This window comes from Staphylococcus sp. EG-SA-2 (assembly GCF_017152085.1).
On the sequence record NZ_JACYHC010000250.1, the window covers coordinates 1 to 492 of the forward strand.

The window sequence follows — 492 nt, forward strand, 5'->3', positions numbered from 1 at the left end:
GGATAATCATCAACCGTTGAAACACCAACTATGTATTTACCTAATCCTAATTCATATAAAATTTCAGTATTACTAGGCATTAACGAAACAATTCTATGGTACGGCGATTTAGACGAGCCATTATCATCGCTACCTTGTTTATCATTATCTTTCATACCACAGCCACTCAGGACAAGCATAAAAATCAAAATAAAAGCAATTAACGATTTCTTCACATTATCACATCTCCTTTTTAATCCCACTTTTCGCTTTAGCGATTAGAGGGATTTATGCAGTTGTGCCTTAGCATCCAACTGCGTTCCTCTTCACCTTTAGTGATTAGAGGCTTTTATGCAGTTGCTGCACAAACAAACAACTGTTTTTTTCTTTATATGCTTCTATTTATTATATAAGTCCACATACTAAAAGAAAATAGTAAATTATTTTTTATATTTCATATAAACTCATCTATCTAACTTCACAGCGTTTACTTTTTAAAGTAAGGTTCTAAAA

General features: G+C 31.9%; 1 pseudogene. It reads right to left on the reverse strand.

The annotated features are described in order from the left end of the window. Positions 1–215, reverse strand: a pseudogene (locus IDG60_RS02450) (ABC transporter substrate-binding protein); the annotation flags it as partial. Between the last annotated feature and the right edge of the window lie 277 nt (positions 216–492).